Here is a 24,249-nt window from a genome sequence, read left to right on the forward strand (position 1 = left end):
TCACCTCTTATATCCGGTGAGACATGGACAGCGTCGCGACTGAGCACAAGGCCGAGGTGGACGATCGTTTCGACACTGCGCGGATCACCGCCGCGGTCGATGCGCTTGCCGAAAAGCACCAGGGACGCGAGGACGCGTTCCGCACGGCCATGGCGCAATTGCTCAAGGCCGAGCTGATCGCGGCACGCGCCGCGGCACAGGAAATCCTCCTGAAGGACCGCCACGGGAGGCGCTGCGCCGAGCGGCTGTGTCACGTGCAGGACGAGATCATCCGCATCCTGTATTCGGCGGCGACCCGCCATCTCTACCGCTCGCCGATCCCGAGCGGCGCCGAGCGCATGGCGGTGGTCGCGACCGGCGGCTACGGCCGCGGCCTGATGGCGCCCGAATCCGACATCGATCTTTTGTTCATCCTGCCCTACAAGCAGACCGCCTGGGGCGAGCAGGTCGCCGAAGCCATTCTCTATTGCCTCTGGGACATGGGGCTGAAGGTCGGCCACGCCACGCGATCGGTGGACGAGTCGATCCGGCAGGCGCGCGGCGACATGACCATCCGCACCGCGATCCTGGAAACGCGCTTCCTCACCGGCGACAAGCCGCTCTATGAGGAGCTGGTCGAGCGCTTCGACAAGGAAGTCGTGCAGGGCACCGCGTCCGAATTCGTCACCGCAAAGCTGGCCGAGCGCGAGGAGCGCCATCGCCGCGGCGGCCAGTCGCGTTACCTGGTCGAGCCCAACGTCAAGGACGGCAAGGGCGCACTTCGCGACCTGCACACGCTGTTCTGGATCGCCAAATACGTCTACCGCGTCCGCGACACCGGCGAGCTGGTCGAGCGCGGCGTGTTCGATGCGCAGGAATACCGCAGCTTCCGCCGTTGCGCCGATTTCCTCTGGTCGGTGCGTTGCAATCTGCACTTCTACTCCGGCCGCGCCGAAGAGCGTCTCTCCTTCGACCTCCAGCGCGAGATCGCGGTGCGGCTCGGCTACACCTCGCATCCCGGCATGCAGGACGTCGAGCGCTTCATGAAGCACTACTTCCTGGTCGCCAAGGAAGTCGGCAACCTCACCGCCATCCTCTGCGCCAAGCTCGAGGACCAGCAGGCCAAGCCCGCGCCGGTCTTGAGCCGGATGATGGCGCGGCTGCGGCCGACCGCGGCGAAGCGGCGCGTCCCCGACAGCGACGACTTCATCGTCGACAACAACCGCATCAACGTCGCCGCGCCCGACGTGTTCAAGCACGATCCGGTCAATCTGATCCGGATCTTCCGCCTCGCGCAGAAGAACAACCTCGCCTTCCATCCGGATGCGATGCGCGACGTGACGCGGTCGCTCGGCCTGATCAATGCGCAGATGCGCGAGAATCCCGAGGCCAACCGGCTGTTCATGGAGATCCTGACCTCCGACAACGCCGAGATCGTGCTGCGGCGGATGAACGAGACCGGCGTGCTCGGCCACTTCATCCGCGCCTTCGGCAAGATCGTCTCGATGATGCAGTTCAACATGTATCATCACTACACCGTCGACGAGCATCTGATCCGCTGCATCGGCTTCCTCCAGGACATCGAGCGCGGCGGCATCGAGGAGTTCACCCTCGCCAGCGACCTGATGCGCAAGTCCCGGCCCGAGCACCGGTCGGTGATCTACATCGCGACGCTGCTGCACGATGTCGCCAAGGGCCGGCCCGAGGACCATTCGATCGCCGGCGCCAAGGTGGCGCGGCGGCTGTGTCCGCGGCTCGGGTTCAGCCCGGCCGACACCGAACTCATCGCCTGGCTGATCGAGGAGCATCTGACGATGTCCACGGTCGCGCAGTCGCGCGACCTCTCCGACCGCAAGACCATCGAGAATTTCGCCGCCGTGGTGCAGTCGGTCGAGCAGATGAAGCTGCTGACGATCCTGACCACCGCCGACATCCGAGGCGTCGGTCCCGGCGTGTGGAACGGCTGGAAGGCGCAGCTGTTGCGCTCGCTGTACTACGAGACCGAGCCGGTGCTGACCGGCGGCTTCTCGGAAGTCGACCGCGGCAAGCGCCTCACCGCCGCCTACGCCGAATTCCGAAATGCCTTCGCCGAATGGCCGGCGGAGGAGCTCGATGCCTATATCGGCCGGCACTACCCGGCGTACTGGCTCAAGGTCGAGCTGGCGCGCAAAATTCGCCACGCCCGCTTCGTCCGCTCCAGCGAACAGGCCGGCCATAAGCTCGCGATCAATGTCGGCTTCGACGAGGTGCGCGGCGTCACCGAGCTGACGATCTTCGCGGCCGACCATCCCTGGCTGCTGTCGATCATCGCCGGCGCCTGCGCTTCGGCCGGCGCCAACATCGTCGACGCCCAGATCTACACCACGACCGACGGCCGCGCGCTCGATACCATCTCGATCTCGCGCGAATACGACCGCGACGAGGACGAGGGACGGCGCGCCACCCGCATCGGCGAGATGATCGAGGACGTGCTGGAAGGCAAGCTGCGGCTGCCTGAAGTGGTGGCGCGGCGCACCGTGCGCAGCAAGGCGCGCCCCTTCGTGATCGAGCCGGAAGTCACCATCAACAATCAATGGTCCGACCGCTACACCGTGATCGAGGTGTCCGGCCTCGACCGGCCCGGCCTGCTCTACGAGCTGACCACCGCGATTTCGAAGCTCAACCTCAACATCGCCTCAGCCCATGTCGCGACGTTCGGCGAGCGCGCGCGCGACGTGTTCTACGTCACCGACCTCCTGGGCGCGCAGATCAGCGCGCCGACCCGGCAGGCCGCGATCAAGAGCGCGCTGACCCATGTGATGGCTAGCGACAAGGCGGTCCAGCCGGCGGCGTGACTTTCTTTCGTCATTCCGCGCTCGTCGGCCAATAGGACCTAACTCCCAACTATCATCGCGCCGATTTTTGTTCAGAGTATCGCAGCGCGTTCACGAGCGCAGACAGCGCGGCGGGTTGATGCTGACGGCTGGGATAATACATGAAGAAGCCGGGAATTGGCGGCGTCCAATCCTCCAGCACCCGAACAAGGCGGCGCTTCGCAATATGTTCGGCGACCTGCTCTTCATAGGCGAGCCCGATACCAACTCCAGCGAGCGCCGCCTGAATTACCAGGTGTGTGTCGTCAATGATGAGCGGGCCGTTCACGTTGATCGTGACCGACTTACGTCCTTGCTCAAACTCCCATCGATATGGTCCACCTGCAAGACGCAGGGTAATGCACCGATGATCGTTCAGATCCCTCGGCTTTTCGGGGATCCGTCGTGAAGCGAAATAGCGCGGCGACCCTATGACCGCCAATCGCAGTTCGGGTGTGACGCGAACCGCGATCATGTCCTTTTGAATGTACTCGCCAAGCTGAATACCGGCATCGAACTCGCCTGCAACGAGGTCCACGGGGCCCGTGACGGTGACGACGTCCAGAACGATGTCAGGGTAGGCCTCAGCGAAGGCTCTGAGCCGCGGCAACAATACCATCACCGCAGCCGATCGCGACATGACGATTCGAAGGCGACCTTCGGGTCGGCGCCGAATGCTTCGGGCTTTGTCGAGGGCATGACGGATTTGCTCGAGCGCCGGAGACAGATCTTCCAGGAGAGCGGCCCCCGCAGCGGTCGGTGCAACGCTCTTGGTCGTTCGAGCGAGCAGCTTCAGCTCGAGCCGTTGCTCGAGCCTCCGGATTGTGTGGCTCAAGGCAGACTGAGACACACCCAGCCTTGTCGCAGCGCGTGTGAAGCTTCGTTCCCTGGCCACGATCGCAAACGCGGCAAGCTCGTTCATTTCGTTTGTCATCATCATGAATATTGCTCATGAGACCATGCCATTCAAGACGCCTATTCTCATAAGTCACCTTGCCGTAGGTTTTGCACGAGCACGGGAGACGATCTGCACTGCTTCTGCCCGTGGGGCAGGTGGACGCTCGGCACAGCCGGCCGGACGGCATGAATGAGTCCGGTGCAAAAGCTTTGAGGATGACAATGGATACGGACGTTCCCGCCTTGCGCTCCCTTGCGCAGACTTATTTCGATGCCGCCTATGAAATGGATGCCGAGAAATTTGCATCCATATTTCACCCATCGAGTTCCGTGACGAGGGTTGCCGACGACGGCAACGTGGGCGTGACGCCGATTGCGTCCTGGCTGGCGGTGGTCCGCAACACGAAAGCTCCGAAGCAACAGGGCTCCGAGCGAGAGGATCAGATCTTATCGATCGACGTTGAAAGCGAGCTCGCGCTTTTGAAAGTCAAATTGCGTATTCCGCCGCGCACATTCACCGACCTGTTGTCATGCTTGAAGGTGAACGGGACCTGGAAGATAGCGCAGAAAGTGATGACGTCGAAAGTCTGACGATTTCGGTTACGGCAGAGCAGCGTCCATGAGGCAGGTGCTGGCACGGTTCGCTCAACGCATTCTCAAGCGGACTCTCAGACCTGCACCCCTTCATGCCGCAGCAGCCAGCGCTTGCGCGCGAGCCCGCCGCCGTATTTCACCAGCGAGCCATCTGCGCCGATCAGGCGATGGCAGGGCAGCACCACGCTGATCGGATTAGAGCCGTTGGCGTGGCCGACGGCTCTAATGGCTCTTGGCAAATCGATTTTTGCGGCGAGCGCGCCGTAGCTCATCGTGGTGCCGGCGGGGATGTGAGCCAGCGCGTTCCAGACCTTCTGCTGGAACGGCGTGCCGGCGATGCGCCATGCGATGGCCGAGAGCTGACCGAGATCGCCGTCGAAATAGCCCGACAGCGCAATCCGTATCGCCGTCGGCGCAGGCTGATCACTCAGATCCACTGCGCCATAATGCAGGCGCAGCAATTCGCGCATGCGGTGCTCGTAATCCTCCCAGTCGAGCGCCCGCAAGGCGCCCTCCGCATCGGTCACGAGCAGCGCGACGCCGATCGGCGTCACCAGGCGATCGAGGCCGAAGCGTTCAGGCGTCTTGGTTGATCGGGCGGGCATCGCGGCACCAGGCAATCGAAACACACCCATCGCACTTGCCATGCCGGCCGTGCTATCGTCCACCCGAAAGCTGACGCTGGGGGAGCTCAACTTGATCCTGATCGCCAATATCCTGGTGGCGCTGGTCGCCGCACTGCATGTCTTCTTCCTGATCCTGGAGATGTTCCTCTGGGACAAGCCGCAAGGAATGAAGGTGTTTCGCAACACGCCGGAGAAGGCCGAGATCACGAAAGTGCTGGCCGCCAACCAGGGTCTCTATAACGGCTTCCTCGCCGCGGGCCTGATCTGGGGTCTCGTCCACGGCAACCCGGCCTTTGCGTTCCAGATCAAGGCGTTCTTCCTGCTTTGCGTGATCGTGGCCGGCGCCTATGGCGCTGCGACCGTCAGCACCCGCATCCTGATGGTGCAGGCCCTTCCGGCGGCGGTCGCGCTGGTCGTGTTGTTCCTGGCCTGAGACGCCTGACCCAGGACTCCCTGACCCAGGACTCCCTGACCTGAGACGCTACGGCGCAGCGCTGCGATCCTTGCGCGGCGGCGAAGCTTCCTCCACAATCTTCGGCAGCGATGGCGACCGTTGCAATCAACGGGAAAAGACCATCGACCGAAAATTCCGTCAGGAGGAACAACCAACATGACCAATCGCAGAGCTTTCTTAGCTGCCACGACAGCGCTCGCCTTCGCGTTCTCCGCGAACCAAGCCTTCGTAAGTGAAGCCTTCGCCCAGAAGAAATACGACACCGGGGCGACCGACACCGAGATCAAGATCGGCCAGACCGTGCCGTTCTCCGGCGCCTACTCCGTCTACGCCAATATCGGCAAGACCCAGGCCGCCTACTTCAAGATGATCAACGATCAGGGCGGCATCAACGGCCGCAAGATCAATCTGATCCAGTATGACGACGCCTATTCGCCGCCGAAGACGGTGGAGCAGGTGCGCAAGCTCGTCGAGGGCGACGAGGTGCTGTTCACCTTCCAGCTGATCGGCACCGCGGCCAACGCCGCCGTGCAGAAATATCTCAACGGCAAGAAGGTGCCGCAGTTGCTGGCCTCGACCGGCGCGGCCCGCTTCAACGATCCCCAGAACTATCCCTGGACCATCGCCTACAATCCCAACTACGTGTCCGAAGGCCGGATCTACGCCAAGTACATTCTCAAGGAGCATCCGAACGCCAAGATCGGCGTGCTCTATCAGAACGACGACATGGGCCGCGACTATCTCGCGGGCCTCAAGAGCGGCCTCGGCGACAAGGCCGCCAGCATGGTCGTCGGCGAGGTCTCCTACGAGGTCACCGACCCGACGGTCGACTCCCAGGTGGTCAAGCTGAAGTCGATGGGCGTCGACGTGTTCTTCGATGCCTCGACGCCGAAATTCGCGGCACAGGCGATCAAGAAGCTGGCCGACCTCGGCTGGACGCCGGTGCACATCCTCGACATCAATGCGAGCCCGATCTCGGCAACGCTGAAGCCGGCCGGCCTCGACATCTCCAAGGGCATCATCTCGACCCAATATGGCAAGGAGCCCAGCGATCCCCAGTGGAAGGACGATCCCGGCGTGAAGGCCTTCTTCGCCTTCATGGACAAGTATTTCCCGGAAGGCGACAAGCTCAACACCGTCAACACCTATGCCTATTCGGTGGCGGAGTTGCTGGTGCAGGTCCTGAAGCAATGCGGCGACGATCTGACGCGTGAGAACATCATGAAGCAGGTCGCCAACATCAAGGACTTCACGCCGAGCTTCGCCCTGCCCGGCATCAAGATCAACACCGGACCGAACGACTTCCGCGTCAACAAGCAGATGCAGATGATGAAGTTCAACGGCGAACGCTGGGAGCTGTTCGGACCGATCATCGAGGATTCGGGGCCTGCGGGTTAGTTCCAATCTCTTGGGGTGGGTTACGCCTGCGGCTAACCCACCCCCACAAAGGATGTGCGCCGCCCACCTTGCGTCGCAACAATCGTTCCTCCACACTCGCCCTCAGCGATGGCATCGGACGCGTCCTGCGCCGGCAGATCATCGGCAAAAACAGACTGAGGGAATTGCGAATGAGGAATGGAAAGCTGCATTTGGCCACGGCGCTTGCTCTGGCGCTGTCGATTTCAGCGGCCAATGCCCAGAAAAAATATGATCCGGGCGCCAGCGACACCGAGATCAAGGTCGGACAGACCATGCCGTTCTCGGGACCGGCGTCAGCCTATTCGTCGATCGGCAAGACGCAGGCCGCCTATTTCAAGATGATCAACGACCAGGGCGGCGTGAACGGCCGCAAGATCAATTTGATCCAGTATGACGACGCCTATTCGCCGCCGAAAGCCGTAGAGCAGATCCGCAAGCTGGTCGAGAGCGACGAGGTGTTGCTGACCTTCCAGATCATCGGCACGCCCGTGAACGCGGCCGTGCAGAAATATCTCAACGCCAAGAAGGTGCCGCAGCTATTCGCGGCGACCGGGGCCTCGAGGTTCACTGATCCCAAGAACTTTCCGTGGACCATGGGCTTCAATCCCAACTACTTCGTCGAGGGCCGCATCTACGGCCAGTACATCCTGAAGGAGCATCCGAACGCCAAGGTGGGCGTGCTCTATCAGAACGACGACCTCGGCAAGGACTATCTGAACGGCATCAAGGCCGGCCTCGGTGACAAGGCCGCCAAGATGATCGTGACTGAAGCCTCCTACGAAGTGTCCGATCCCACCGTCGATTCGCAGGTCCTCAAGATCAAGGATGCCGGCGCCGACCTGTTCTTCAGTGCGACGACGCCGAAGCAGGCCGCGCAGGCGATCAAGAAGATCGCCGAAATGGGCTGGCATCCGGTCCAGATCGTCGACATCAACGCCACCTCGGTCGGCGCGGTGCTGAAACCCGCAGGCCTTGACGCCGCCAAGGGCCTGATCAGCGTCAACTACGGTAAGGAACCGCTCGACCCGACCTGGAAGGATGACCCCGGCATGAAGAAGTATTTCGACTTCATGGCGAAGTACTATCCGGATGGCGACAAGGATTCGAACTTCAACACCTACGGCTACAGCACCGCGCAGTTGCTGGTGCACGTGCTGCAGCAGTGCGGCGACAACCTGACGCGCGAGAACGTCATGAAACAGGCAGCGTCACTGAAGGACGTCGTCAGCGACACTGCGCTGCCCGGCATCAAGGCCAACACGTCGCCGACCGACTACCGCGTCAACAAGCAGCTTCAGATGATGAAGTTCAACGGCGAGCGCTGGGAGCTGTTCGGCCCGATCCTGGAGGACGCGGGCCCGGCGGGCTAGCGGTTGCTCGATCTCTGAATGACGATCGGCGGCCTGCGGGCCGCCGATTTTTTTTGCCCCGTCTCTCACACCGTCACCCTGAGGCGGCCGCCCCTTTGGCGGCCCTCGAAGGGCGACGGCCCGGCTGATGGCCGCGCGGAAACATCCGGGCCGTACATCCTTCGAGGCTCCCGGCGCGATGCGTTGCATCGCGCCGCTCGCACCTCAGGATGACGGAGAGAGATCGCCGATTTGGCGGCGTCTACTCCGGTATCTCTCCAAAATTCTTCCCGATCGGCAGCACGGCGTGCCGGATCAGCCGCGAGTCCTCCACCGCGGCCTGGCGGTGCTTCACCGCTTCGCGGTAGACGGGATCGCGGATCATCTCGACGAAGGCTCCGACGCTCGGATACTCGGCGATGAAGCAATGGTCCCAGCGCTCGTCCTGCGGACCGATCAGCATCAGCTCGAATCTGCCTTGCCAGACGATGCGGCCGCCGAGGCGTTCGAACACCGGGCCACTCTCGCGACCATAGGCCGCGTAGGCTTCGGCGCCGCTCGCCTTGCGGCCGTCCGGGTAGGCCGCCTCCTTGCGCAGGCGCACCAGGTTGAGCATGTGGATCGGACCCGGGCGGTCATTGTCCCGGAATTGCGCGAAGATCTCCTTGGTCGGATCGATATGGCCCATGTGGGTTTCCTCTGCGTGTTTCCTCGTGTTTTGTGCCGGCGATCCTAGCTCCGGCAAGCGATCGGCGGAACTGCGGCGGGCGAATGCCGCACCTCCTAATCGCGCGTTAAGGTCTGGGTAACCGGGCCTTAAACAGCGACCGCTAGCGTGCGGCGGGGCGGGATGACCGGGCGTTTTTGCGTATGGCGTGGGGAAAGAAAAAGGGTGGGCGGAAGGAGCCGCTGTTCGGCTTGCCCGCGGCGCTCGCCGATCTGCGCCTGACCGCGGCGGACCGCATCCCCGGCGGCGACGACAAGCCGAAGAAATCAACGAAATCATCCGCCAAGCGCAAGAGCGAGGATTCCGGCGACGAGCCGCCGCGCGAGCGCAAGGCACAAGCCAGCCGCAGCGGTGCCAAGCGCCGCACCAAGTCACGCATCGGCGCCAGCCTCGGCCGCATGGTCTATTGGGGCGCAGTGCTCGGCCTGTGGGGCGCAATCGCGGTGATCGGCGTCGTGATCTATGTCGGCGCCCATCTGCCGCCGATCCAGTCGCTGGAAATCCCCAAGCGGCCGCCGACGATCCAGATCGTCGGCATCGACGGCAGCATGCTGGCGCAACGCGGCGAGATGGCCGGCGCCAACGTCGCGCTGAAGGACCTGCCGCCGTATTTGCCGAAGGCCTTCATCGCCATCGAGGACCGCCGCTTCTATTCGCATTTCGGCATCGACCCCGTCGGCATCCTGCGCGCCCTCGTCACCAACGTCATGCATCGCGGCGTCTCGCAGGGCGGCTCGACGCTGACGCAGCAACTCGCCAAGAACCTGTTCCTGACCCAGGAGCGCACTATGCAGCGCAAGCTGCAGGAGGTGGAGCTCGCGATCTGGCTCGAGCGCAAGCATTCCAAGGACGAGATTCTCGAGCTCTATCTGAACCGCGTCTATTTCGGCTCCGGCGCCTACGGCGTCGAAGCTGCCGCGCAAAAATATTTCGGCAAGTCGGCGAAGAGCGTCACCATCGCCGAGGCCGCGATGCTGGCCGGTCTCGTCAAATCGCCCTCGCGCCTCGCGCCGAACCGCAACCCCGAAGGCGCCGAAGCGCGTGCGCAAATCGTGCTCGCGGCGATGGCCGATGCAAAGTTCATCACCGATGCGCAGGCGCAGGCCTCGATCGGCCATCCCTCCTACAATGTGAAGCCGGTCGGCGCCGGCACGGTCAATTACGTTGCCGACTGGATCGGCGAGGTGCTGGACGATCTGGTCGGCCAGATCGACGAGAGCATCAAGGTCGAGACCACGATCGATCCGAAGCTGCAGAGCGTGGCGGAAGCCGCCATCATCGACGAGCTCGCGGCCAAGAGCGTGAAGTTCAATGTCAGCCAGGGCGCGCTGGTGGCGATGACGCCTGATGGCGCGGTGCGCGCCATGGTGGGCGGGCGGAACTATTCCGAGAGCCAGTACAACCGCGCTGTGACCGCCAAACGCCAGCCGGGCTCCTCATTCAAGCCGTTCGTCTATCTGACCGCGCTCGAGCAGGGCCTGACGCCTGATACGATGCGCCAGGACGCGCCGATCGAGGTCAAGGGCTGGAGACCCGAGAACTACACCCATGAATATTTCGGCGCGGTAACGCTGACGCAAGCGTTGGCGATGTCGCTCAACACCGTCGCCATTCGCCTCGGCCTCGAGGTCGGGCCGAAGAACGTGGTGCGCACCGCGCACCGGCTCGGCATCTCCTCCAAGCTCGAGCCCAACGCCTCGATCGCGCTCGGCACCTCGGAAGTCTCCGTGGTCGAACTGGTCGGCGCCTATGCGTCCTTCGCCAATGGCGGTCTCGCGGTGGCACCGCATGTCGTCACGCGGATCAGGACGCTGGGCGGCAAGCTGCTCTACATGCGCCAGCCTGAGGAGCGCAATCAGGTCATCGACCCCCGCTATGTCGGGATGATGAACGCGATGATGCGGGAGACGCTGATATCAGGCACAGCCAAGAAGGCCGAGATCCCCGGCTGGCCCGCGGCCGGCAAGACCGGCACCAGCCAGGACTACCGCGACGCCTGGTTCATCGGCTACACCGCGAGCCTCGTCACCGGCGTCTGGCTCGGCAATGACGACAATTCGCCGACCAAGAAGGCGACCGGCGGCGGCCTGCCGGTCGAAGTCTGGTCGCGCTTCATGAAGACGGCGCACGAGGGCGTGCCGGTGGCGGCGTTGCCGAGCACACAAGGTGGCTGGGGCCTGTCGAACCTCGCGCAGGCGGCCTCGCAGGTGTCGCCGCCGACAGCGGCAGCGCCCGGGCCGGCACCCTCAAGCAATGGCGGCTATCGTCCACCGCCGACGCGCGCCAATGCGCGGCCGGAAGCGGCGGCGGGGCTCGACGGCTGGCTGATGGACCGGCTGTTCGGTGGAAACCGATAGGCTCGGGCTGAGGTCTCCATGACCTCAAGACAAAAACTGCGAAAACAACCCCATGCACAGTAGCCGAGGATAGCGAAATCAACGGCTTGCGGAGGCAGCACAGACGCCTGAAGCAGGCGCCCGGAAATCAGCGGCATCGCTTCGGCAAGTCCTGCCCAGCGCGGCAAAATTCGCCGCGCCCCGGAACTCGCCTAAAGCAAAAACTCAAATCCGCTCAAGCTCCCGTCAGCGGCCCGGGATTTGCTCTCATAAAGTTGAGCGAGGGTCTGGGAGCGTTCCATGATTTCAAATCTATCCAGCGCGGCGCTGCCGCATCTGCGGCCCGCATCAGCATCCACTTCAAATGCGAGGTCTGGTCTTCAGGCGGTGGCACCGGATGCGACCGACGCGGCAACCAGCGGCTTCCGGATCGACCTCTCGCAGGTCAAGCCGCTGTCAGGCGCCAAGGTCATATCGGCCGCGGATGATCCCGTCCTGCATGACCTCATCGCAACGCATTGGCGGATCGCGCACGACACGAGCGCGCCTCAATCAGTCGTCGCGGACAATGCACCTGAGAACACCTACGCCCAGGTGAGAGTTGACGGCAAGGTCGTGGCCACGCTGTACAACAGCGGGTCCTCGGCGATGACCAACCAGGCGAGCGCGAAGATCGGCAAGCTGGAGGATCCTCCCGGCCTGAGTGGACCGGATCTGGCGCAGTGGCGGGCCGACAATTACGCGAGGCTGCTCGGCGGCACCGTCGAAAAGGCGCCCACCGCGATCACGCAATCGCAATGGACGCCGCGTGAAAGCAGTTCCGCGATCTACAGCCGCGAGCAACTCGACGCAGCGTTCCAGGCGATGCTGGCCGAGGGACAAAGAGTCATGGCGCAGCAGCAAGCGCCCTATCTGGCCTCACGCACGCAGGCGGGGACGAGTGCGGATTTCAGTGCGTGAGCGGAGTGCGCGCCCGTTCTCCGCTGTCATTCCCCGCGAAGGCGGGGAATCCAGTACGCCGCGGCGTCTCGGCTCAATAACAATCGCCTCTGGGATACTGGGTCGCCCGGTCAAGCCGGGCGACGACAGCGAGTGTTAGGCGAGAGCCCGCCCTATTCCTCGACCCCGTACCGGTGCAGATCATTGCCGTAGGTGTCGAGCCACTTCTTGGCGCGCTCCATCGACGGGCAGACTTTTCCGCACACGCGCCAGAACCGCGCCGAGTGGTTCATCTCGACGAGATGGGCGACTTCGTGTGCGGCGAGGTAATCGAGCACGAAGGGCGGCGCGAGGATCAGGCGCCAGGAGAACGACAGCGAGCCGGCCGAGGTGCAGGAGCCCCAGCGGCTGGACTGATCGCGGATCGACAGGCGCTTGACCCTGACGCCGAGCTCGGCGGCGTAAGCCTCCGCCGATCGCTGCAGGTCGCCTCGCGCCTCGCGCTTGAGGAAGTCACTGACGCGGCGATCGACATGGTCGAGCCCACCGGCGACGCAGAGAATGCGTTCCCCGCTGTCGCGCGTCTCGGTCCACACCGTGCCGCGCGTGCCCGCGCGATGAACGATGCGATGCGGCGTGCCGCGGAGCGGTATCACCGTGCCCGGCTGGAACGGCGCGGCCTTCGGCAAGCGACCAAGGCGCGCCGCGATCCACGCACCGTGGCGCTGTGCGAAGTCTTTTGCCTCGGCCAGCGTGCCGCGCGGCGGCATGGTGAGGATGGCTTCGCGATCGCTCGGATGAATTCTCAGCGTGTAACGGCGCGCACGGCGGTGCCGGCGCAGTCGGATGGCAAAATATTGCGATCCATGGGTGATCAGGACGGTCTTGGGTTCGTGGGGCCGCCGATAGAGGAGAGCGCGAGTGGCCATGTCTGTCAGTCCGGGGGGCAGGAGGGCGCCCGGATTCTGCCATAACCGCCGCCAGGGAAAGCGCTCGGCGCAAAAACAAATCATTTGCCCAATATACAGCGGTCTAGCGTCCGGGAGACCCTACAGACTGGGGTTGGAACCGGCTTTTTTCGCCCCCGCTGCACGCATGCGGCACCCCCAAGGGCTGAGGGCGGACTCACTCCTATAAGGCTACCTAAATACCGCGAATCTGGAGGGAGCCGGGCCCGGCCGGAACCTCCGGCGGGGCCTGAATTTTCGACGGGAAAGCCGAAAACGAAGGTTATTCGGCCGCGAGAGCCTGCAACGAGCTTGGATTTGCAGCGGAGACCATGAAGTCATGGATTCGCGGCACAATTTCCGACTTGAAGCGCGAGCCGTTGAACACACCGTAATGTCCGACGCCCTTCTGGACGTAGTGAACGCGGCGGTGATCGGGGATCGAGCTGCACAATGTGTGCGTCGCTTCGGTCTGACCGAGACCCGAGATGTCGTCATTCTCGCCTTCGACCGTCATCAACGCCACGCGCGTGACCTTGGAGGGGTCCACGCGTGTTCCGCGATGGGTCATCTCGCCCTTCGGCAGCGAGTGCTTCACGAACACGGTGTCGACTGTCTGCAGGTAATATTCGGCAGAGAGGTCCATCACCGCGAGATATTCGTCATAGAACTCGCGATGCTTGTCGACGAGGTCGCCGTCGCCCTTCACCAGATGGGCGAAGAGCTGCTTGTGGGCGTCCATGTGGCGGTCGAGATTCATGCTGATGAAGCCGTTGAGCTGCAGGAATCCCGGATAGACGTCGCGCATCATGCCCGGATGCGGGAACGGCACCTTGGTGATGACGTGGTTGCGGAACCAGTCGATGCCGCGCTCCTGGGCGAGGTTGTTCACCGCAGTCGGATTGCGACGGGTGTCGATCGGGCCGCCCATCAGCGTCATCGAGGTCGGCACGAACGGATCGCGCCGCGCTTCCATGACCGAGACGGCGGCGACCACCGGCACGGAGGGCTGGCACACCGCCATGACATGGGTGTTGCCGCCGAGCACGTGCAGCATCTCGATGACGTAGTCGATGTAATCGTCGAGATCGAAGCGGCCGTCGCTGAGCGGCACCATGCGGGCATCGGCCCAATCGGTGATGTAGACCTCATGTGCCGGCAGGAAAGCCTCGACCGTGCCGCGAAGCAGCGTCGCATAATGGCCGGACATCGGCGCCACGATCAGCACGCGCGGCTGCGGGCTGCGCAGCGGACGAGCGAACTTGCGATCGAAGTAGAGCAGCCGGCAGAACGGCTTTTCCCAGACCGAGCGAACCTCGACGGGGACGCGGATGCCGTTGACCTCGGTGTCGTCGAGGCCCCATTCCGGCTTGCCATAGCGGCGCGTGGTGCGCTCGAACAATTCGCAGGCCGCGGCAACCGACTTGCCGACCTCGGTGCGCGCCCAGGGATTGAGAGGATTCTGAAACAGCAGCTTGGTCGCGTCAGTGACCGCACGTGCCGGATTGAGAGAGGCGTGCGCCATCTCGTACATCCAGTACATCGGCGTCGTCAGGACCGGACTGCCTTCTGCAGCCAGGGGCGGTGCGCCGCCAAACTCACCAATAGGCATCGCTATATCCCTCTTCGCATCGCAGCATATTGCCGAATGCGTAATATTGCGTCAATGCATGGTTCCGTACATCTACGTAGCCGAAGTGACTAAACCAGCCGGAATCCACGGGAAAGTGACGCTATTCGCCGCCTGACAGCAGCGAGCCGTGCCGTTTGGCGCTGCGCAAAAGGGCAAGGAATGCTGCAAAAGATGCAACCAGAAGGACGGCGTTGATGGCCAGCGCCTCCAGCATCAGGTCGGCGCGGAAGGTGTTTTCGATCAGCAGCGCGCGCATCCCCTCGAAGGCATAGGTGGGCGGCAACGCCCAAGCGACGTATTGCAGCCAGGCCGGCAACACGCTGACGGGATAGTAGACGCAGGCGAGCGGCAGGATCGCGAACATCAGGGTCCAGACGATGCTCTCGGCGCCGAGGCCGTTCCGCAGCACGAGACCCGACACGAAGATGCCGACCGACCAGCTCGTGAAGATCAGATTGCAGAAGAATGCGATCAAGGGCAGGCCCAGGGCATAGACATTGAAGTGGAACATGAACAGGGCGAGCAAGGTCATCGGAATGATCCCGATCGCAAGCCGGATCAGGCTCATGACCATCAGCGACAGCAAAAACTCGATCGGCCTCAAGGGGCTCATCATGAGGTTGCCGATGTTGCGCGCCCACATCTCCTCGAGGAACGAGATGGAGAAGCCGAGCTGCCCGCGGAACAGGATGTCCCAGAGGATGACGGCGCCGATCAGGGTGCCGCCGGCGCGCGCGAAGAAATTGGAATTCTCGGCGATGTAATACTGGATGAAGCCCCAGGTGATGACCTGCAGCGCCGGCCAGTACAGCAATTCGAGCAGCCGCGGCCAGGACGACAGCAGGAGGTACCAGTAGCGCAGGATCATTGCACCGATGCGGTGGACGGAGATGCCGCGGTGGAGGGAAACCTCGCTCATCGCACCACCTCCTTGGCACCGTTCACCCGGCCGCGCGCGACGTCCAGAAACACCTCCTCCAGCGTGGTGCGGTTGTAGCGGGCCATGATCGCCTCCGGCGTGTCGTCGTCCTCGATGCGGCCGCGTTTCATGATGATGACGCGGTCGCAGAGCCGCTCGACCTCGAGCATGTTGTGCGAAGCCAGGAGGATGGTGGCGTTATTGTCCTTGCGATAACGCTCCAGATGCGCCCGCACCCAGTCGGCGGTGTCAGGATCGAGCGAGGCGGTCGGCTCGTCCAGCAGCAGCAGCTCGGGCCGGTTGATCAGCGCTTTGGCGAGCGCCACGCGGGTCTTCTGCCCGGCGGACAGCTTGCCGTTGGCGCGGTCGATGAAATCGGTGAGATCGAGATCGTCCGCAAGCTCGGCGATGCGGCCGGCGAGGTTCTTCACCGCATAGAGCTTGCCGAACACGGTGAGGTTCTGCCGCACCGTGAGCCGCATCGGCATGTCGACATAGGGGCTCTCGAAGTTCATCCGCCCCAGCACGGCAGCGCTCTCCTCGGGCATTCCATGACCGAGCACCTGTACGCGGCCGGAGGTCGGCAGCACCAGGCCCATGATCATCGCGATGGTCGTGGTCTTGCCGGCGCCGTTGCCGCCCAGAAGCCCGGTGATGCTGCCGCGCGGCAGCGAAAAGGAGATGTCGTCGACGGCGCGGATCTGCTTGTAGACCTTGACGAGGTGCTCGACCGCGATCGCCGCGGACGAGCTGCGCTCCGCGACAGTCGGCCGACTTGAAGCCTTGCCATTCTCGGTCATGCTGGTCGTTCTTCTGCTATTGCAGCGGATAGCGCAAGGCTTGTAATCCGGTGGTTCCGCGAGCCCAGCGTTTGTGATCTTGGAAGGCACCGCCACATTGGCCGATATGACTGAAATTGCTGCTTCCGACTTTCGCCACGCGCAGCGGCATATCCGCCTGGACACGATCCTGCGGCTGCGCTGGCTGGCGGTGCTGGGCCAGCTCGCCGCGATCTTCATCGTGGCGCAGGGGTTGGAATTCAACGTCGAGATCGTCCCCTGCGTCAGCATCATCGCCTTGTCGGCCGCGCTCAATCTGGCGCTCCAGACCGTGTCCAATCCGCTGCAGCGGCTGGAGCCGATGCAGGCGGCCGGACTGCTCGCGCTGAACATCGTGGAGCTGGCCGGTCTGCTGTACTTCACCGGCGGACTGCAGAACCCGTTCTCGTTCCTCTTCCTCGCGCCGGTGCTGATCTCGGCCACGGCGCTGCCGGCGCGATTCACGTTCGGCCTCGGCGTGCTGGCCGTGGCCTGCGCCTCGGTCCTGTTCTTCTTCCACCTGCCGCTGCCCTGGGATTCCGACGATCCCCTGGTGCTGCCGCCGATCTATCTCGTCGGCGTCTGGCTCTCGATCGTGCTCGCGATCGGCGTCACCAGCCTCTACTCGTTCCAGGTGACCGAGGAGGCGCGCAAGCTCGCGGACGCGCTGGCCGCGACCGAGCTGGTGCTGACGCGCGAGCAGCACCTGACCCAGCTCGACGGGCTCGCCGCTGCGGCCGCGCACGAGCTCGGCACGCCGCTCGCGACGATCTTTTTGATCTCGCGCGAGCTGGAAAAGACGGTGAAGGACGCCAGCTTTGCCGCCGACCTGAAGACGCTGCGCGAGCAGACCCAGCGCTGCCGCGACATCTTGAGCAAGATCACCCAGCTCTCCTCCACCGGCGCGCCGTTCGACCGCATGAAGCTGTCGGAGCTGATCGAGGAGGTGGTGGCCCCGCACCGCGATTTCGGTGTCGAGATCAAGGTGCGGATCGCGGTCGCCGCCGTGTCCGAACCTGTCGGCTCGCGCAATCCGGCGATCCTCTACGGCGTCGGCAACATCGTCGAGAACGCGGTCGATTTCGCCCATACCACCGTCGAGGTGAATGCGTGGTGGAACAAGGACACGATCGAGCTTCTGATCTCCGACGATGGCCCCGGCATTCCGCCCGATATCCTGAACCGGATCGGCGAGCCCTATCTGTCGCGGCGGCGAAATACGGATGACGGCGGTGGTGAGCGACGCGGTCTCGGATTGGGCGTGTTCATCGCGCGTACTCTGCTGGAACGCACCGGCGCGAAGGTCTCGTTTACCAACCGGATCTTTCCGGAACACGGCGCGGTGGTCCAGATCACATGGCCGCGACAGCGTTTTGAGGCTATCGAGAGCCTCGAAGAAACAATAGGATAGGCCGCGACCTTGCGTCGCACAACAGGGCCGATCGACTATCGGCGGCCTTGGCACCGCCCGATTGCGAGGCCATATGTAGTCGCGTTGGAGAGAGGACAAAACCTTGAACGCCATCGCCGAACTGAACGAACAGACCGACCGCTCGCTGCTCATCGTGGAGGACGACAAGCCGTTCCTGGAGCGGTTGTCGCGCGCCATGGAAACGCGCGGCTTCTCGGTGACGTCGTGCGACACCGTCTCGGACGGTCTTGCGCAGATCGGCAAGGCAGCGCCGGCATTCGCCGTGGTCGACCTGCGGCTCGGCGACGGCAACGGCCTCGACGTGGTTTCGGCGCTGAAGAAGAAGCGCCCGGATGCGCGCGCGATCGTGCTGACCGGCTATGGCAACATCGCCACCGCCGTCACCGCGGTGAAGATGGGCGCGATCGATTATCTCTCGAAGCCGGCGGATGCCGACGACGTCGTCGCGGCGCTGCTGTCGACCAGCGCGGAGAAATCCGAGCTGCCGACCAACCCGATGTCGGCCGACCGCGTGCGCTGGGAGCACATCCAGCGCATCTACGAGATGTGCAACCGCAACGTCTCGGAAACGGCGCGCAGGCTCAACATGCACCGCAGGACGTTGCAGCGCATTTTGGCCAAGCGCGCGCCGAGGTAAGTTTCCGCCGCACTCGTGCCCCGGACGCAGCGCAGCGCTTCTTCAGCGGTGCGCTGCAGAGCCGGGGCCCATGACTCGGCATACATTGCGGCCTCTGGGTCCCGGCTCTGCGCAGCAGCGTTTCACGCTGCAGCGCGTCCGGGACACGAGACCGTCCTACTCCCAAAAATCCGCGTGCCCTTGCGGATCGACCAGCCGGTTGATCCGAAGCGCCGCCGCCATTCCAAACCGCACCGTCATCTGCTTGCGCGTGGCGGCTGCGAGCTTGTGCTCGGGCGCTTCGCATTGCATGTGCGCGCCATAGGCGTCGGCGATGATCAGGCCGGTGTCATCCGGAAAGATCTCGCACGGCAGGTCCTGTGTGAAGGCGAAGAACAGCCGGTCGCAATGGGCGCGGTATTCGTGCCATTTCTGGTCGGCGCGCAGATCCTCCACCGACGATTTGATCTCGACGATCCAGATCTCGCCGCGCTCGTTCAGCGCCACCAGATCGGCGCGCCGGCCCGAGGGCAGCGGCAATTCGCTGATGCAGGTAAAGCCGAGCGAACGCAGCAGCCGCGCGGTGCCGCGCGCGACCGCGAGCGCCGTCTCCGACTGGCGGCGGTCGGATGGCGGCACGAGGGCGATGTTGCGGGCGGGGCTGTCCATGGGGGGGGGAGGATAGCCGATTCCGTTTGGGGCGGACACTCTCTCCATTCGTCATTCCGGGGCGCGCGGAGCGCGAGCCCGGGATGACAGTGAACGAACGGAACCTCCCCTCCCCCACGCACTTATCACGCAGCCGCCGCACCTCGGCGGACCATCGAGGCTGCGCGGATGATCGACGATCTCTGGTACAAGAACGGCGTGATCTATTGCCTTTCCGTCGGCTCCTATATGGACGCCAACGGCGATGGCGTCGGCGACTTCAAGGGCCTGCTCCGCCGGCTCGACTATCTGCACGGCCTCGGCATCACCACGATCTGGCTGATGCCGTTCCAGACCTCGCCCGGCCGCGACGACGGCTACGACATCGCCGACTATTACAGCGTCGATGCCCGCTACGGCACGCTCGGCGATTTCGTCGAGTTCGCCCACGGCTGCAAGCAGCGCGGCATCCGCATCATCATCGATCTCGTCGTCAACCACACCTCCGACCAGCATCATTGGTTCAAGGAGGCGCGGCGCGACAAGACTTCGCCCTATCGCGACTGGTATGTGTGGTCCGACAAGAAGCCCGCCAATGCCGACAAGGGCATGGTGTTTCCCGGTGTGCAGAAATCGACCTGGACGCGCGACAAGGAAGCGGGAGCGTATTACTTCCACCGCTTCTACGATTTCCAGCCCGACCTCAACACCTCGAACCCGCATGTGCAGGCCGAGATCCTGAAGATCATGGGGTTCTGGATCCAGCTCGGCGTCTCCGGCTTCCGCATGGATGCCGTGCCCTTCGTGATCGCGACCAAGGGCGCGAAGGTGAAGAAGCCGGTCGAGCAGTACGACATGCTGCGCGCGTTCCGCGAATTCCTGCAATGGCGGCAGGGCGACGCCATCATCCTCGCCGAAGCCAATGTGCTGCCGGAAACCGACATGGAATATTTCGGCAAGGATGCCGACCGCATGCACATGATGTTCAACTTCCACGTCAACCAGCATCTGTTCTATGCGCTGGCCTCCGCAGATTCGCGGCCGCTGGCGAAGGCGCTGAAGGCGACCAAGCCGCGGCCGGCTTCGGCGCAATGGGGCCTGTTCCTGCGCAATCACGACGAGCTCGATCTCGGACGGCTGACCAAGGCGCAGCGCGATGCCGTGTTCAAATCGTTCGGCCCCGACAAGGACATGCAGCTCTACGACCGCGGCATCCGCCGCCGCCTCGCACCGATGCTGGGCGGCGATCGCCGGCGGCTCGAGCTCGCCTACAGCCTGATGTGCACGCTGCCGGGAACGCCCGTGATCCGCTATGGCGACGAGATCGCGATGGGCGACGACCTCTCGCTGCCGGAACGCAATTGCGCGCGCACGCCGATGCAATGGTCGACCGAGCCGCATGGCGGCTTCACCAAGAGCGACAAGCCGGCCTGCCCCGTGATCGACAAGGGGCCTTACGGCTATCCGCACGTCAACGTCGCAAAGCAGCGGCGCGATCCCAACTCGATGCTGAACTGGACCGAGCGCATCGTCCGCATGCGCAAGGAAGTACCTGAAGTTGGCTGGGGCGATTTCGCGATCATTCCGGTGCGCGATCCCGCCGTCTTCATCATGCGCTACGACTGGCGCAACAATTCGGTGCTGTTCGTGCATAACCTCGACGAGAAGCCGCGCGAGATTGCATTCTCCGCGGGGCTGCCGGATGAGGCCGGCGCACACCTGATCAACCTGCTCGCGGAGGACCATAGCCATGCCGACAAGCGCGGCCAGCACCGAATCGTGCTGGAGCCGTATGGCTATCGCTGGTACCGCGTCGGCGGGCTGGACTATCTGTTGAAGCGGAGCGACATCGACGGGGATACGGTGAGGGGGAAGAAGCATCCGGGGTAGTGCCCGACTGTAACCGCACACCCCACTTTCGTCCCCGCGCACGCGGGGACCCATAACCACAGGAAGGAGTTTGTGGCGAGCGGGCAACTCCGAATCGTCGCCAAACCACTCCCTTGGTTATGGATCCCGGATCTGCGCTCCGCTTCGCTGCGCTTGTCCGGGACGACATCTCACGGCGGGGCCACCACCACCCCCTCGTTGCCGCGCAGATCCAGCACGCCTTCGATCCGCTCGTCCTCGCGATCCAGGAACGTCGACAGCAGTATGCTGCTGCCGAAACGGATCGCGCTGGTGGTGACCGCGACCGGATCGGGACCGAGATTGAGCGCCACGATCACCGCCCGGCCCTCGGCCTCGCGGCGATAGATTAGGAGATCGCCTTGCGCCGCGATCGGATGATAATCGCCCGCGACCAGCGGCCGACTGCTCTTCCGCAGGGTGATCAGGCGTTTGTAGAGGCTGAGGATCGAGCGCGCATCGGCTTCGAGGTTGACGACATTGTCGCGCACATAGTGCTCCGGCAGCGGCAGCCACGGCCGCGCCGCGGAGAAGCCTGCGAATTCGGTAGCATCCCACTGCATCGGCGTGCGGCAGCCATCGCGACCGACGCCGATGCCGGGCACGTTCTTCTCGAAGGGGTCGCGGACATCCTCCGGCGCGATGGCCACCTGATGCATGCCGATCTCATCGCCATAATAGAGCGTCGGCGTGCCGCGTAGCGTCAGCAGCAGCATGGCGGCGACGCGGGCCTGCTCCGGCCCGACGCGGCTCGCGACCCGCGGGCGGTCGTGATTGCCCAGCACCCAGTTCGGCCAGGCGCCGCGCGGCAGCGCCTTCTCGTAATCCTCGATGATTGTCTCGATCGACCGCGCGCTCCAGAACGTCGAGAGCAGCGCGAAGTTGAACGGCATCTGGGCGCCGGTGAGGTCGTTGCCGTAATAGGCCATGAGACGGTGCAGCGGCAGATAGATCTCGCCGATCAGGACGCGGGCCCCGAATTCGTCGGTGACGCGCCGCATCTCGACGATCACGTCGTGCACCTCGGGCTGGTCGGTGGAGTATTGCGTCATGATCCTTTCGTTGGGCGGCCGGCCCTCGACGTAATGCGGATTGGGGGGGTTGTCGCGGAATTCGGCATCCTTGATCAGGTGCCAGATCACGTCGACGCGAAAGCCGTCGACGCCCTTGTCGAGCCAGAACCGCATCACGTCGTAGATCGCGGCGCGGACGTCCGGATTGCGCCAGTTCAGGTCCGGCTGCTGGGCGAGGAAGGCGTGGTAATAATACTGCCCCGTGGTCTCGTCGAACTGCCACCCGCTGCCGCCGAACTCGGACAGCCAGTTGTTCGGCACCCCGCCGCCGGGTGCCGGATCGCGCCAGATGTACCAGTCTCGCTTGGGATTGTCGCGCGAGGCGCGGCTCTCGACGAACCAGGGATGCTGATCGGAGGTGTGATTCGGCACGAGGTCGAGGATCAGCTTCAGGCCGTTGTCGTGGACGGCGGTGATCAGCGCATCGAAATCGGCCATCGTGCCGAACAGCGGCTCGATGCCGGTATAGTCGGCGATGTCATAGCCGAAATCTTCCATCGGCGAGGGGAAGATCGGCGACAGCCAGATCGCGTCGACGCCGAGCGATTTGACGTAAGGCAGCCGCTGCAAAATGCCGGCGAGATCGCCGACGCCGTCATTGTTCGAATCCTGAAACGAGCGCGGGTAGATCTGATAAAAGATACCGTCGCGCCACCAGTTCTCATCGCCTTGAGCCAAGATCGTCCCCCGAATGCGCTTCGCGCGGAAAGCAACGCGAGATCGCGCCAGGGGTTCAGACCAACAGGGCTTTGGGACGGCTATGTGACGTCGGCGGCAGTGAACGCGCCGCCCGGGTCCACATGGCGTGGTTCCGCCCGGAATCGCCGCAATTCCGCGCCAGTCCGGCCTTTGTTCCGGCTTCAGCCCACCGCGATGCCAGTGGAACTTCGGTTCCGAGGGACGAAACCACTGGAGGGACCCATGAGGTCACGCATCACACTGTGCTCGCTCGCCTTCGCACTCGCCACATTGCCGCTCGCGGCAGGACTATCTCCCGCCTTCGCCAAACCGACCGTCGAGGTGGCCTTCGTGCTCGATACCACCGGCTCGATGGCGCGCCTGATCGAAGGTGCCAAGCGCAAGATTTGGTCGATCGCCACCACGATCGTCGATTCCAATCCGGACGCCGACATCCGCATGGGCCTCGTCGCCTATCGCGACATTGGCGACGACTATGTGACGTCGAAGATCGAGCTGACCCGGGACATCCAGGATCTCTACGCCAATCTACTCGAGCTGAAAGCGCGCGGCGGCGGCGACTGGCCGGAAAGCGTCAACGAGGCGCTCGACGTCGCCGTCAACAAGCTGCAATGGACGCCGGGCAGCGAGGCCAGGCACATCGTATTCCTGGTCGGCGATGCGCCGCCGCACATGGACTACGCCCAGGACACCAAATATCCGACGACGCTCGCGGTCGCCAGGCAAAAGGACATCATCGTCAATGCCGTGCTCGCCGGCGATGCCCGCGATACCGAGCGAGTCTGGCGCGACATCGCACAGATCGGCAGCGGCCGCTTCATCCCGATTCCGCAGGATGGCGGGCAGGTCGTGGTGATCGAGACGCCCTACGACCAGGACATCATCATCCTGCAGCAGCAGCTCAACGGCACGGTGATCCCCTATGGCCCGCGCGAAACGCAGAAGCGGACCGAGATGAAGGTTCAGCAAACGGCCAGCGTTGCGGCGGCCTCGCGGGCAACCGCAACCGACATGGCGAGCTACATCAACAAGAGATCCGCCTCGACCGCGGAAGCCGTCACCGGCGGCGGCGATCTCGTCGCCGATGCCGCCAAAGGCACGACCAACGTCGCCTCCGTCAAGGACGCCGACCTGCCCGAGAACCTGCGGGCCATGAAACCCGAGCAGCGCGAGGCCGAAGTCGCCAAGCAGGTCGAGCAGCGCAAGGCCTTGAACGAGAAACTTACCGCGCTGGTCGGCAAGCGCGACAAGTATATCGCCGAGCAGGCCGCGAAGTCGCCCAAGACGTCGTCCTTCGACGGGGTCGTCCGGGAGGCATTGAAAGCGCAGATCAAATGATTGCCGCGAGGAGGCCGGGGAACGTTCGTCCCCCGGCCTTCTCGCA

Annotated in this window: 20 protein-coding genes; 11 read left to right on the forward strand and 9 right to left on the reverse strand. The window is 63.8% G+C overall.

What is annotated here, in order from left to right; all coding sequences use genetic code 11:
• Window positions 1-23 precede the first annotated feature (23 nt).
• Window positions 24-2,813: a [protein-PII] uridylyltransferase gene (locus tag AABA86_RS05785; RefSeq protein ID WP_212243720.1), complete on the forward strand. Its 2,790-nt coding sequence runs from the start codon at window positions 24-26 to the stop codon at window positions 2,811-2,813.
• A gap of 52 nt (window positions 2,814-2,865) precedes the next feature.
• Here the strand turns inward: AABA86_RS05785 and AABA86_RS05790 are convergent, their stop codons facing one another.
• Entirely contained in the window at window positions 2,866-3,768 is a 903-nt protein-coding gene (locus AABA86_RS05790) for a LysR substrate-binding domain-containing protein (protein WP_338306152.1), read from the reverse strand.
• A gap of 182 nt (window positions 3,769-3,950) precedes the next feature.
• Here AABA86_RS05790 and AABA86_RS05795 point away from each other — a divergent pair, with 182 nt between their 5' ends.
• Window positions 3,951-4,319 carry a nuclear transport factor 2 family protein gene (locus AABA86_RS05795; RefSeq protein WP_246549924.1) on the forward strand — a complete coding sequence of 123 codons (369 nt, stop codon included), beginning with the start codon at window positions 3,951-3,953 and terminating at the stop codon, window positions 4,317-4,319.
• Between the two features lie 77 nt (window positions 4,320-4,396).
• Here AABA86_RS05795 and AABA86_RS05800 read toward each other — a convergent pair whose 3' ends face one another.
• Entirely contained in the window at window positions 4,397-4,927 is a 531-nt protein-coding gene (locus AABA86_RS05800) for a methylated-DNA--[protein]-cysteine S-methyltransferase (protein ID WP_212243714.1), read from the reverse strand.
• Window positions 4,928-4,967: 40 nt separating this feature from the next.
• On the opposite strand from AABA86_RS05800, the gene AABA86_RS05805 reads away from it, so the two are divergent.
• The 3 genes from AABA86_RS05805 (at window position 4,968) to AABA86_RS05815 (ending at window position 8,191) form a co-directional block, all read left to right on the forward strand.
• Window positions 4,968-5,381 (forward strand): DUF1304 domain-containing protein, encoded by a 414-nt coding sequence (locus tag AABA86_RS05805; protein ID WP_212243713.1) that lies wholly within the window; start codon window positions 4,968-4,970, stop codon window positions 5,379-5,381.
• Between the two features lie 177 nt (window positions 5,382-5,558).
• A complete protein-coding gene (locus tag AABA86_RS05810) occupies window positions 5,559-6,800 on the forward strand; it encodes an ABC transporter substrate-binding protein (RefSeq protein WP_212243711.1) in 1,242 nt (413 codons plus the stop codon).
• A 170-nt stretch (window positions 6,801-6,970) separates the two neighbouring features.
• A complete protein-coding gene (locus AABA86_RS05815; protein ID WP_338306099.1) occupies window positions 6,971-8,191 on the forward strand; it encodes an ABC transporter substrate-binding protein in 1,221 nt (406 codons plus the stop codon).
• A 241-nt stretch (window positions 8,192-8,432) separates the two neighbouring features.
• Here the strand turns inward: AABA86_RS05815 and AABA86_RS05820 are convergent, their stop codons facing one another.
• The gene (locus tag AABA86_RS05820) at window positions 8,433-8,858 is read right to left on the reverse strand and encodes a DUF1330 domain-containing protein (RefSeq protein WP_212243708.1); all 426 of its coding nucleotides are present in this window, start codon (window positions 8,856-8,858) and stop codon (window positions 8,433-8,435) included.
• A gap of 182 nt (window positions 8,859-9,040) precedes the next feature.
• Here AABA86_RS05820 and AABA86_RS05825 point away from each other — a divergent pair, with 182 nt between their 5' ends.
• Window positions 9,041-11,254 (forward strand): transglycosylase domain-containing protein, encoded by a 2,214-nt coding sequence (locus AABA86_RS05825; protein WP_338306100.1) that lies wholly within the window; start codon window positions 9,041-9,043, stop codon window positions 11,252-11,254.
• A 279-nt stretch (window positions 11,255-11,533) separates the two neighbouring features.
• Window positions 11,534-12,193: a hypothetical protein gene (locus tag AABA86_RS05830; RefSeq protein ID WP_338306102.1), complete on the forward strand. Its 660-nt coding sequence runs from the start codon at window positions 11,534-11,536 to the stop codon at window positions 12,191-12,193.
• A gap of 152 nt (window positions 12,194-12,345) precedes the next feature.
• Here AABA86_RS05830 and AABA86_RS05835 read toward each other — a convergent pair whose 3' ends face one another.
• From AABA86_RS05835 to AABA86_RS05850, 4 genes are all read right to left on the reverse strand, one after another.
• Window positions 12,346-13,185 (reverse strand): M48 family metallopeptidase, encoded by an 840-nt coding sequence (locus AABA86_RS05835; protein ID WP_338306103.1) that lies wholly within the window; start codon window positions 13,183-13,185, stop codon window positions 12,346-12,348.
• Between the two features lie 217 nt (window positions 13,186-13,402).
• Entirely contained in the window at window positions 13,403-14,731 is a 1,329-nt protein-coding gene (locus AABA86_RS05840; protein ID WP_212243699.1) for a polyhydroxyalkanoate depolymerase, read from the reverse strand.
• 121 nt (window positions 14,732-14,852) lie between these two features.
• On the reverse strand, window positions 14,853-15,671 hold the full coding sequence (locus AABA86_RS05845) for an ABC transporter permease (RefSeq protein ID WP_212243698.1): 819 nt from the start codon (window positions 15,669-15,671) through the stop codon (window positions 14,853-14,855).
• Window positions 15,668-16,471, reverse strand: coding sequence for an ABC transporter ATP-binding protein (locus AABA86_RS05850; RefSeq protein WP_338306104.1), 804 nt, complete (start codon window positions 16,469-16,471; stop codon window positions 15,668-15,670). The genes AABA86_RS05845 and AABA86_RS05850 overlap by 4 nt, the downstream gene beginning before the upstream one ends.
• Before the next feature lie 106 nt (window positions 16,472-16,577).
• Between AABA86_RS05850 and AABA86_RS05855 the strand changes: the two genes are divergently transcribed.
• Window positions 16,578-17,900: an ActS/PrrB/RegB family redox-sensitive histidine kinase gene (locus AABA86_RS05855; protein WP_212243695.1), complete on the forward strand. Its 1,323-nt coding sequence runs from the start codon at window positions 16,578-16,580 to the stop codon at window positions 17,898-17,900.
• A 103-nt stretch (window positions 17,901-18,003) separates the two neighbouring features.
• Window positions 18,004-18,558: an ActR/PrrA/RegA family redox response regulator transcription factor gene (locus AABA86_RS05860; RefSeq protein ID WP_095424935.1), complete on the forward strand. Its 555-nt coding sequence runs from the start codon at window positions 18,004-18,006 to the stop codon at window positions 18,556-18,558.
• Window positions 18,559-18,714: 156 nt separating this feature from the next.
• Here the strand turns inward: AABA86_RS05860 and AABA86_RS05865 are convergent, their stop codons facing one another.
• Complete coding sequence (locus AABA86_RS05865; protein WP_338306107.1) at window positions 18,715-19,206, reverse strand: MmcB family DNA repair protein; 492 nt, start codon at window positions 19,204-19,206, stop codon at window positions 18,715-18,717.
• A gap of 168 nt (window positions 19,207-19,374) precedes the next feature.
• On the opposite strand from AABA86_RS05865, the gene AABA86_RS05870 reads away from it, so the two are divergent.
• A complete protein-coding gene (locus AABA86_RS05870) occupies window positions 19,375-21,075 on the forward strand; it encodes an alpha-amylase family protein (RefSeq protein ID WP_338306109.1) in 1,701 nt (566 codons plus the stop codon).
• A gap of 170 nt (window positions 21,076-21,245) precedes the next feature.
• Here the strand turns inward: AABA86_RS05870 and AABA86_RS05875 are convergent, their stop codons facing one another.
• The gene (locus AABA86_RS05875; protein WP_338306111.1) at window positions 21,246-22,844 is read right to left on the reverse strand and encodes an alpha-amylase family glycosyl hydrolase; all 1,599 of its coding nucleotides are present in this window, start codon (window positions 22,842-22,844) and stop codon (window positions 21,246-21,248) included.
• 243 nt (window positions 22,845-23,087) lie between these two features.
• On the opposite strand from AABA86_RS05875, the gene AABA86_RS05880 reads away from it, so the two are divergent.
• Window positions 23,088-24,203 (forward strand): vWA domain-containing protein, encoded by a 1,116-nt coding sequence (locus tag AABA86_RS05880; protein ID WP_338306112.1) that lies wholly within the window; start codon window positions 23,088-23,090, stop codon window positions 24,201-24,203.
• Window positions 24,204-24,249 lie beyond the last annotated feature (46 nt).

This window comes from Bradyrhizobium sp. TM233 (assembly GCF_036247965.1).
GTDB lineage: Bacteria > Pseudomonadota > Alphaproteobacteria > Rhizobiales > Xanthobacteraceae > Bradyrhizobium > Bradyrhizobium ottawaense.

What these genes read in the sequence shown, in the direction of transcription:
- AABA86_RS05785 (WP_212243720.1), top strand. Translation starts at nt 24, where the DNA reads ATGGACAGCGTCGCGACTGAGCACAAGGCCGAGGTGGACGATCGTTTC.
- AABA86_RS05790 (WP_338306152.1), bottom strand. Translation starts at nt 3,768, where the DNA reads ATGATGACAAACGAAATGAACGAGCTTGCCGCGTTTGCGATCGTGGCC.
- AABA86_RS05795 (WP_246549924.1), top strand. Translation starts at nt 3,951, where the DNA reads ATGGATACGGACGTTCCCGCCTTGCGCTCCCTTGCGCAGACTTATTTC.
- AABA86_RS05800 (WP_212243714.1), bottom strand. Translation starts at nt 4,927, where the DNA reads ATGCCCGCCCGATCAACCAAGACGCCTGAACGCTTCGGCCTCGATCGC.
- AABA86_RS05805 (WP_212243713.1), top strand. Translation starts at nt 4,968, where the DNA reads ATGCCGGCCGTGCTATCGTCCACCCGAAAGCTGACGCTGGGGGAGCTC.
- AABA86_RS05810 (WP_212243711.1), top strand. Translation starts at nt 5,559, where the DNA reads ATGACCAATCGCAGAGCTTTCTTAGCTGCCACGACAGCGCTCGCCTTC.
- AABA86_RS05815 (WP_338306099.1), top strand. Translation starts at nt 6,971, where the DNA reads ATGAGGAATGGAAAGCTGCATTTGGCCACGGCGCTTGCTCTGGCGCTG.
- AABA86_RS05820 (WP_212243708.1), bottom strand. Translation starts at nt 8,858, where the DNA reads ATGGGCCATATCGATCCGACCAAGGAGATCTTCGCGCAATTCCGGGAC.
- AABA86_RS05825 (WP_338306100.1), top strand. Translation starts at nt 9,041, where the DNA reads ATGGCGTGGGGAAAGAAAAAGGGTGGGCGGAAGGAGCCGCTGTTCGGC.
- AABA86_RS05830 (WP_338306102.1), top strand. Translation starts at nt 11,534, where the DNA reads ATGATTTCAAATCTATCCAGCGCGGCGCTGCCGCATCTGCGGCCCGCA.
- AABA86_RS05835 (WP_338306103.1), bottom strand. Translation starts at nt 13,185, where the DNA reads ATGATTTGTTTTTGCGCCGAGCGCTTTCCCTGGCGGCGGTTATGGCAG.
- AABA86_RS05840 (WP_212243699.1), bottom strand. Translation starts at nt 14,731, where the DNA reads ATGCCTATTGGTGAGTTTGGCGGCGCACCGCCCCTGGCTGCAGAAGGC.
- AABA86_RS05845 (WP_212243698.1), bottom strand. Translation starts at nt 15,671, where the DNA reads ATGAGCGAGGTTTCCCTCCACCGCGGCATCTCCGTCCACCGCATCGGT.
- AABA86_RS05850 (WP_338306104.1), bottom strand. Translation starts at nt 16,471, where the DNA reads ATGACCGAGAATGGCAAGGCTTCAAGTCGGCCGACTGTCGCGGAGCGC.
- AABA86_RS05855 (WP_212243695.1), top strand. Translation starts at nt 16,578, where the DNA reads ATGACTGAAATTGCTGCTTCCGACTTTCGCCACGCGCAGCGGCATATC.
- AABA86_RS05865 (WP_338306107.1), bottom strand. Translation starts at nt 19,206, where the DNA reads ATGGACAGCCCCGCCCGCAACATCGCCCTCGTGCCGCCATCCGACCGC.
- AABA86_RS05870 (WP_338306109.1), top strand. Translation starts at nt 19,375, where the DNA reads ATGATCGACGATCTCTGGTACAAGAACGGCGTGATCTATTGCCTTTCC.
- AABA86_RS05880 (WP_338306112.1), top strand. Translation starts at nt 23,088, where the DNA reads ATGAGGTCACGCATCACACTGTGCTCGCTCGCCTTCGCACTCGCCACA.